Origin of the sequence: Ottowia sp. (genome assembly GCF_047975795.1) — a bacterium.
GTDB lineage: Bacteria > Pseudomonadota > Gammaproteobacteria > Burkholderiales > Burkholderiaceae_C > Ottowia.
Genome location: NZ_JBKEEE010000003.1, coordinates 1 through 7,635, shown reverse-complemented (window position 1 = coordinate 7,635; position 7,635 = coordinate 1). Strand labels below are relative to the sequence as shown.

7 protein-coding genes are annotated in these 7,635 nt (G+C 62.9%); 2 read left to right on the top strand and 5 right to left on the bottom strand.

All coding sequences use genetic code 11. The features are described from left to right. Nucleotides 1-31 precede the first annotated feature (31 nt). From ACK5NW_RS00380 to ACK5NW_RS00360, 5 genes are all read right to left on the bottom strand, one after another. The gene (locus ACK5NW_RS00380; protein ID WP_416924269.1) at nucleotides 32-2,083 is read right to left on the bottom strand and encodes a zeta toxin family protein; all 2,052 of its coding nucleotides are present in this window, start codon (nucleotides 2,081-2,083) and stop codon (nucleotides 32-34) included. A gap of 8 nt (nucleotides 2,084-2,091) precedes the next feature. Then, nucleotides 2,092-3,786 (bottom strand): aspartate-alanine antiporter, encoded by a 1,695-nt coding sequence (aspT, locus tag ACK5NW_RS00375; protein ID WP_416924268.1) that lies wholly within the window; start codon nucleotides 3,784-3,786, stop codon nucleotides 2,092-2,094. A gap of 159 nt (nucleotides 3,787-3,945) precedes the next feature. Then, nucleotides 3,946-4,458: a YidB family protein gene (locus ACK5NW_RS00370; protein WP_416924267.1), complete on the bottom strand. Its 513-nt coding sequence runs from the start codon at nucleotides 4,456-4,458 to the stop codon at nucleotides 3,946-3,948. Between the two features lie 268 nt (nucleotides 4,459-4,726). Further along, nucleotides 4,727-5,581, bottom strand: a complete 855-nt coding sequence (locus tag ACK5NW_RS00365) for a segregation and condensation protein A (protein ID WP_416924266.1) — start codon at nucleotides 5,579-5,581, stop codon at nucleotides 4,727-4,729. Between the two features lie 173 nt (nucleotides 5,582-5,754). Next, complete coding sequence (locus ACK5NW_RS00360) at nucleotides 5,755-5,976, bottom strand: DUF3460 family protein (RefSeq protein ID WP_416924265.1); 222 nt, start codon at nucleotides 5,974-5,976, stop codon at nucleotides 5,755-5,757. Between the two features lie 112 nt (nucleotides 5,977-6,088). Here ACK5NW_RS00360 and ACK5NW_RS00355 point away from each other — a divergent pair, with 112 nt between their 5' ends. Both ACK5NW_RS00355 and ACK5NW_RS00350 read left to right on the top strand, forming a co-directional pair. Beyond that, nucleotides 6,089-6,628: an outer membrane protein assembly factor BamE gene (locus ACK5NW_RS00355; RefSeq protein WP_416924264.1), complete on the top strand. Its 540-nt coding sequence runs from the start codon at nucleotides 6,089-6,091 to the stop codon at nucleotides 6,626-6,628. Further along, nucleotides 6,625-7,599 carry an ATP-binding cassette domain-containing protein gene (locus tag ACK5NW_RS00350; RefSeq protein WP_416924263.1) on the top strand — a complete coding sequence of 325 codons (975 nt, stop codon included), beginning with the start codon at nucleotides 6,625-6,627 and terminating at the stop codon, nucleotides 7,597-7,599. The genes ACK5NW_RS00355 and ACK5NW_RS00350 overlap by 4 nt, the downstream gene beginning before the upstream one ends. Nucleotides 7,600-7,635 lie beyond the last annotated feature (36 nt).

Here is a 7,635-nt window from a genome sequence, read left to right as displayed (position 1 = left end):
TCCTTGTGGAGTTTCGGCGACCCACCATCCCTCACAGCCCCAGCGAGCGCACCTTCGGTGGCTCTTGCATGATCTGCACCTGCTCATGCGTTTGCTGCTGCGCCACCAACTCCTTTTGCGCATCCAGCGCCTGCATCTGCATCTGCTGCTGCGATTGCGCCTGCGGCGTATTGGCCGCCACTGAGCTGTCCAGCGTCACCTCTTGCAACCTGATGCCGTCGTACTGGCCCGCGCGAATCGTTTGACCGTCCGCATGAAACAGGTTAATCCGGCTCATCCCTTCAGTCTTGGCCTGGGCAGCAACCGCATAGGCGGTGTTGACCATCCCCTGATCCCAGGCCAGTCCATGACGATTGGCCACGTTCGAGACGGCCTGCACGCTGTCGCTGACCAACTGGCGGCTGAGCGTGTCCAATGACTGCGCCGGTAGGGAATCCATCACCACCGGTGCCTTGTGCTCGCTGGCTGTCTTGTGGGCGCCTGGCGGCTGCAACTCAGGCGGCAGCGCCGGTGGCTCCATGCCGCGCTCTTTGTAGGCCTGGCGCACGGCCGTCAGGTGTCCCGCGTCGCGCCATTGCTCGTCCAGCCCTTGCGTGATCCGCTGGGCCTGGCGCTGCTGGGCCAGCTCCTTGGGCCAGCCCTGATCCAGGTTGTTGTGCGAGTTGCCCTGGTTGGCCTGCAACGCTTGCAGCGCTTGGTGGCCCTGCATCATCTCGCTGAGGTACTGGCGGTGCTTGTCCGCAAGCTGTTCGTTGTTCAGCGCCCGGTAGTCCTCCAGCGGCTCATGGGGCATTTGGTACGGGTACTTCTGGCTGACCGCATCGCTGTAGGCACCGCGCGCTGCGTCCGTGGGGCGCTTGCCTGCGTCGATGTGCCTGTCCAGCGCGTCTTGCACGTCGTCCTTGTCCAGGTTGGCAAAGCGCTGGTGCATCTGCTCCCAGGCACGATCAATGCCACCTCTGGCCTCGAAGTAGCGTCCGTTGCGTTCGGCTTCTTTGCTGAAGGCGGCGCTGGCCTCATCGAATCGGCCCTGCAGCCGGGCGCGCTCGGCCGGGTCGGCGGCGCTGTCGAGCGCCTCTTGGAGGCGGCCCACCTGGCGCAGCAGGCGGCCTTCACGGCTGACGTAGTCGTAGCCCAGCTCGCCCGCTTCGCGCCCGAGGTACTTGGAAAATTGCTGCAAGCGCGAGTCTTCGTAGAGTTTTTCTGCGCCCACGGCAGCGGCGCTGCCGGTGGCCAGGCCACCGACTACGGGTCCCACGGGGCCGGTGACGGCACTGGTGAGCACACCGGCGGCTGCGCCGGGAACAGCACCAACGGCTGCCGCCCCGCCGGTGACGGCCGCCTTGGTGGCCTGGTTGGCCGTTTCTTCGCTGCCGTTGATCCACTGCTGGCGCGTGGAGCGGGCGCTGTCGATGGCCGCATCCACCTGGCCCTTGGCGTCCCAGGCACCGTAGGCGGCGCCCAGCACACCGGCGGCTTTGAGGGTGGGGCGCACGGCGCGGTAGCCACCGAATTCGTTGTGCAGGCGCTGCACGTCGCGCTCCACCTGGTCGGCCTGGCGCTCGTCCAGCAGGTGGCGCGTTGTGTCGGCGTCCAACTGATCATTAGGCAGTCGAGCGGGCAAGTCGCGGTGCCACTGGCGCTGTGCGCCGCTCAGCTGGTGCATCTCGTTCAGGCGTTCTTGGCTCAGCAGACGGCCAAAGCGGGTCTTGTTCAGTGCGCTGCCAGGCGATGCGTGGGGCGTGGTGCGCGAGTCAAAGTGCAGCGCACCTTCGCGGTCGAAGATCTGGATGGGCACACCGGTCTGTCTGGATACGTCGTCGAGCGATGCGGGAAGGCTCTTGTACACCGCCGCGCGTACGTCATTGGGGACGTGGCGACCGTGACCGAAACGATCTATGTCTTTGGTAAACCGGTTGTCGACGCCCAGCTCGCTTTCCAGCCGGTGGGTGGCAATGGCCCTGACTTCGACCTCATAGCCAGCCTCTTGCAAGGCCCGGATGACGTCGGTGCGGGGCATGGTGGTATCCACGATCAGGTGCTTGCGCTCGGCCATGGCCGCCTCGCGCAGTGTCCACGCCATCGTGCGGCCTATTCAGCAGCAGGTGCCCCCATCGCCATGGCCAGCCCCACCACCACCGGCCCCATCAGCGGCAGGATGACGTTGGAGATGGCGTACGTGACGGTGTAGCCAATCACTGGCGTGCCGTTGCCTGCTTTTTCCACCAACGCCGTCACCGTGGGCGTGCTGCAGTGCTGCCCGGCAATGGCCCCCAACAAAATCGGCGCGGGCAGCTTCATCACCCACCGGCCCAGCAGCAGCGACACCAGGGCCGGGCCCACTGAAACAACTACTCCCAGCACCGGCAGCACCAGCCCATAGGTTTTCAGTTGCGTGATGGCCGCAGGCCCAGCCTGCAACCCCACCGCAGCGATAAACACTGCCAGCCCAAAGTCTTTGGCAAAGTTGGACGCTGCCGTGGGCAGGGCACCCAGGGCGGGGCGGCGCATATTGATCCAGCCAAACACCAGCCCCGACACCAGCGCGCCGCCGCCCAGGCCCAGCGTCAGATCCATCTGGCCCACCATGATGCTGATGTGTCCAATCAATAACCCCACCACAATGCCCGCGCCCATAAAGACGAAATCGGTCTTGTCCTGCGGCGGCAGCTCGGTGCCCAGCCGGGCGGCAGCCTCGGCCACCACATCTTCGGGGCCGTACAGCGTGAGCACATCGCCTTGCTGCAACACTGTGCGCGGCAGCGACGGAATGGCGTTGCCCATGCGCCGGATGCCGGTCACGAACACGCCACGGCGCAGCTCGGGCGGGGCAATTTCGCCCAGCTCACGCAAGTTGGTGCCAAACGCTTGCGCAAACGACAAAATCACCTCTCGCGTGCTCACCCGAAAACCCACGCCGTGCGGCATCGGCACTTCTTGCCCCAAATGTTGGGCCACGCCAATCACGGCATTGCGCCGCCCGCGGATAAACAGGACGTCGCCTTTTTGCAAGGGCGTGCTGATGTCCACCTCCACCAGCGCATCACCGCGTTTCAGGCCGCTGACAGTGACCGCCCAGTTGTAGATGCGCTCAAACTCGCCCGCGCTCAGTCCCTGATCCAGCCCGGCGTGTTCATCCAGGTGAAAGGCGCGCTCGACAAAGGTGGGAAAGCTGCCCTCGCCTTCTTCGTCTCCACTCTGGCCCAGTTCTGCGGCCAGCTTGTGCGCTTCATGCCGCAGATTGATGCGCAGCAGCAGCGGTGCAATCTGCGTGGCAAACACCACAATGCTGACCAACCCAAACAAATAAGTCAGGCTGTAGGCCGTGGCCACATTGGCTTGCAGCGCCTCGATCTGGCTGGCGGGCAAATTCAGGTGCGAAATCGCCTCAGACGCCGTGCCCACCACCGCCGATTCGGTGGCCGATCCGGCAAAAATACCCGCTACTGTGCCAGGGTCAAAGCCAAACACCAGCGCAAAACCCAGCGTCAACGCCAGCGCCACCACCACCTCGATGACCGAAAACATGCCAAAGCGCCAGCCACCGCGGATGTTGGCAAAAAACTGCGGCCCCGCCGTAAAGCCCAGCGAGAAGATGAACAACGCAAACGCCGTGTTCTTCAAATCCGCGCTCATCGTCACGCCCAACTGGCCCAGCAGCAAGGCCACGAACAGCGTGCCGCAAATACCGCCAATCTCAATCGGCCCCAGCTTGATGCGGCCGATCAGATAGCCCAGCGACACCGACAAAAACAACGCAATGACCGGGTTGGTCAGCAAAGACATGGCGCAGCCCTCCAAAAAACGTCGCAATCAGCAGATATTTAAACAAAATATACTGAATATTGGAAGTTTTTTGGACTGCAAAAACGGTCGCTCAAATTACCATAAAAAAAGGCACCCGAGGGTGCCTTCAAGTCAGTTTATAAAAGTAGCTCTTTAGATTTAACGTCCTCCCAGCAACTGCCCCAGCATCGCCGTGATGTCGGCCTGGCTGCCCAGACCACCTTGCGGCGGCTGTCCTTGCGGTGTCAGCTTGTCGATCAGCTCTGGCAAGATGGCGGCCACGCCGCCCGCCGCCTGGCCTTGGCCCACGCCCAGTTGCGCGGCAATCTGGCTGATCACGTCTGGCCCCAGCGCCTGCGTCACCTGGTCTTCGCTGACCGACTGGTTGGCCCCGCTGCCCACCCACGAATTGGCCGCATCGCCCGCGCCCGCGCCGGTAAACTTTTCCAGCAAACCGCCCAGGCCGCCCTGGCTGCTGTTGTTGGACAGCATGCTCATCAAAATCGGGGCCAGCGCCACCAGCGCGCCCATGTTCAGGCCACCGGCCTGTGGCTCTTGCTGCTGGCCGCCACCGCCCAGCATGCTGCCCAGCACGTTGCCCAAGTCCAGGCCGCCGCCTTGCTGGTTCTGGCCCGCCAGCACCGAGCCGAGTACAGAGTCAAGCAATCCCATGGTTCATCTCCTTCAGAAGTTCAAAGAAAAGGCCGAAGTGACGAAGTCGCCCCGACCAGGCCATCCATTGTGCGTGCCATCGGCGCGCCCTGCGGGCTGGCCAAAAGCGACTGCCCAAAAGTTCTCAAACCTGTCGGCATGGGACAACGCAAAAAATCAATGCCAAATCAGGCTTCTGCGCCGATACAAAAAGCACGGACAGCTATCAAAAGAGGAGTTTTTGTACACGGTGCAAGCGTCCTGATGCTCGCACAGGCATCCATCGCCTTCACGCCGACGTGAAGGCCAGCCGCACGTAGATGGGTGCAAACGCCTCGGCCTGGGTGACTTCGACCAGATTTTCTTTGGCCAGCTCCAGCAGCGCGATCAAGGTGACCACCAGCACGGGCGCGCCGCGGCTGGGGTCAAACAGGTCTTCAAACGGAGCGAAGCGGCGGCCTTGCAGTTTTTTCAGCACGATGGACATGTGTTCACGCACGCTGAGTTCTTCGCGCGAAATCTTGTGGTGCTGCACCAGTTTGGCGCGCTTGATGATGTCGGCCCAGGCTTGCTGAATGTCGGCCAGCGCCACGTCGGGAAAGCGCGGTTGCAGCGCCTGCTCCACATACACCTGCGCACGCAGAAAGTCGCGCCCGAACTGCGGCACGTCGTTCAGGCGATGGGCGGCCAGCTTCATCTGTTCGTATTCGAGCAGGCGGCGCACCAGCTCGGCGCGCGGGTCTTCCGGCTCTTCGCCTTCGGCCGTCTTTTTGGGCGGCAGCAGCATGCGCGACTTGATCTCGATCAGCATGGCGGCCATCAGCAGGTATTCGGCCGCCAGTTCCAGGTTGCGGCTGCGGATTTCGTCGACGTAGCTCAGGTACTGGCGCGTCAGCGCCGCCATGGGAATGTCGAGGATGTTGAAGTTCTGCTTGCGGATCAGGTACAGCAGCAGATCAAGCGGGCCTTCAAAGGCTTCGAGGAACACCTCCAGCGCGTCGGGCGGGATGTACAAGTCCTGCGGCAGCGCAAACAGCGGCTCGCCGTACAGGCGCGCCACGGCCACATGATCGACCACCTCGGGCAGCAGGGGCTGATCGGGGTTTTCGGTCAACAGGGGGGCGCTGGCGTCGGTGGCCGACATGGCGTGATCTATGAGGGTAATCTATGAAATCAATAGCTGCCAACGCTTGCCACACAAGCGCCAGAGCCTTGTTTGGTGTTCAAATAAGCGGTGCAGCGGCGTGAATCAGCCGCTTGAATGGCTTGGGCAAACTCTGCCCGAATGGCGACCAAAGCCACCAAGCCGGGGGCGTGTCAATCTGCGCTGGGCGCGGTCTGGTAGACGTAAGGTTTTTGCGCCACGCGAGCCGCCTTGAACTCGGCTTGCAGGTCGCGGTCAACCTGCTTGTCCCACAGCAGGGCGCGGCCTTGCACCTGCTGCTGCGCCAATTCGGGGCGGGTTTGCTTGAGGTCGTCAATAAACTGGGTCACGTCCGAACGGTAATGCGGGCGCTGGAAAATGCGGGCGAGCGACATAATTGGTAACAGTAATGAAATCAAAAAAGGACAGCGCGCCAAAGCGCTGGCGCGTTACAACTTGGGTTTTCAAAGCATTTTACCGGGCCAATTCTTCACATGAACATTTCACATGAAGCACCTTTTTAACCACATCGGATACAAGCGCTTTGGCGGCTGGGGCGCGACCCTGGCGCTGGTTTTTTCAATGGCGCTGGCCGCCTGCGACCAGCAGGCCATCAACGAGCTGAAAAAAGGCGAGTCCACCGAAGCCGACGTGGTGCAGCGCTTTGGCCAGCCCGAGCGCGTGTGGCACGAGGCGGGCGGTGCCAAAACCTTTGAATACAACCGCCAGCCCGAAGGCACCAGCAACTACATGATCACCATTGGAGCCGACGGCAAAATGAGCGCGTTGCGCCAGGTGCTGACACCCGAAAATTTTGCCCGCATCCAGCCCGGCATGGGCGTCGAAGACGTGCGCCGCATGCTGGGCAAGCCCGCCAGGCAAGTGCCCTACAAGCTGAAAAACGAAGTGGTGTGGACATGGAAGTTTTTGCAGCCGCCCAGCGAGAAGGTGGCGTTCAACGTGATTTTCAACTCCGACTACCGCGTGCTGCGCACCGAAATCGGCCCCGATCCGGATGGCCCCGACATGCGCGGCGGTGGTCGATGAAAAGCGACCACCCCAGCGACGCCACTGACCTATCGCACCCAACATCGCCCGCAGCACGGCCGGTGCTGCACATCGACGGCCTGCGCTTTGCCTACAAGCGGCAGCCGCGACATCAGGCGCTGTACCAGGATTTGCACGTGATGGTGCGCCAGCCGGGCGTGTACGGCCTGTTTGGCCGCAACGGCAGCGGCAAATCCACCTTGCTCAAACTGATGGCCGGTTTGCTCACGCCCGCTGCGGGCCACATCGACGTGCTGGGCCATGTGCCGCGCCGTCGCACGCCCGCGTTTTTGGCCCAGGTGGTGCTGTTGCCGGAAGAGTTTCACCTGCCCAACTTAAGCCCGGTGCAATTGCGCCACCACCACGCCGCGTTCTACCCGCGCTTTAGCCCTGCGCTGTACGGCGAATACCTGCACGAGCTGCAAGTGCCCGAGGCGCAGCGCTTTGCCGAAATGAGCCTGGGGCAAAAGAAAAAAGCCGCCATCGCCTTCGCGCTGGCTGCACAAACTCCGCTGCTGCTGATGGACGAACCCACCAACGGGCTGGACATTGCCAGCCGCATGCAGTTCAGACGTTTGCTCGCCCGGCCCGAGCAGCGCACGCGCTGCGTGCTCATCAGCACGCACCAGGCGCACGATCTGGAAAGCACGCTCACGCACTTGTGGTTCATTGACGGCGGGCGCATCGTGCTGGATGCATCCATGCAGCGCGTGGCCCAGCGCCTGCGCATGGGCGTGGCCGCGCACGCTGACGAACTGCCCGACCCGCCTGAGCTGCTGTTTCACACCCCCGTGGGCGCGCAGTGGGCCTGGGTGGCCAAAGCCGGGACAGATCGGCCTGAGGCCATAGACCAGGCCACCACCGGTCAGGCCACCACCGTACAACTGGAGCTGCTGTACCAGGCCCTCAGCCTCGCGCCCGATGCGGTGCTGGCAGCACTGGGGCCAACCCCGACAGAGGTCCCAGCATGAGTGAATCCCCCATCTTCAGCCCGCACCGCTTCATGC

Coding starts and splice junctions, on each gene's coding strand:
- ACK5NW_RS00380 (WP_416924269.1), bottom strand. CDS start 2,083: ATGGCGTGGACACTGCGCGAGGCGGCCATGGCCGAGCGCAAGCACCTG.
- aspT (WP_416924268.1), bottom strand. CDS start 3,786: ATGTCTTTGCTGACCAACCCGGTCATTGCGTTGTTTTTGTCGGTGTCG.
- ACK5NW_RS00370 (WP_416924267.1), bottom strand. CDS start 4,458: ATGGGATTGCTTGACTCTGTACTCGGCTCGGTGCTGGCGGGCCAGAAC.
- ACK5NW_RS00365 (WP_416924266.1), bottom strand. CDS start 5,581: ATGTCGGCCACCGACGCCAGCGCCCCCCTGTTGACCGAAAACCCCGAT.
- ACK5NW_RS00360 (WP_416924265.1), bottom strand. CDS start 5,976: ATGTCGCTCGCCCGCATTTTCCAGCGCCCGCATTACCGTTCGGACGTG.
- ACK5NW_RS00355 (WP_416924264.1), top strand. CDS start 6,089: ATGAAGCACCTTTTTAACCACATCGGATACAAGCGCTTTGGCGGCTGG.
- ACK5NW_RS00350 (WP_416924263.1), top strand. CDS start 6,625: ATGAAAAGCGACCACCCCAGCGACGCCACTGACCTATCGCACCCAACA.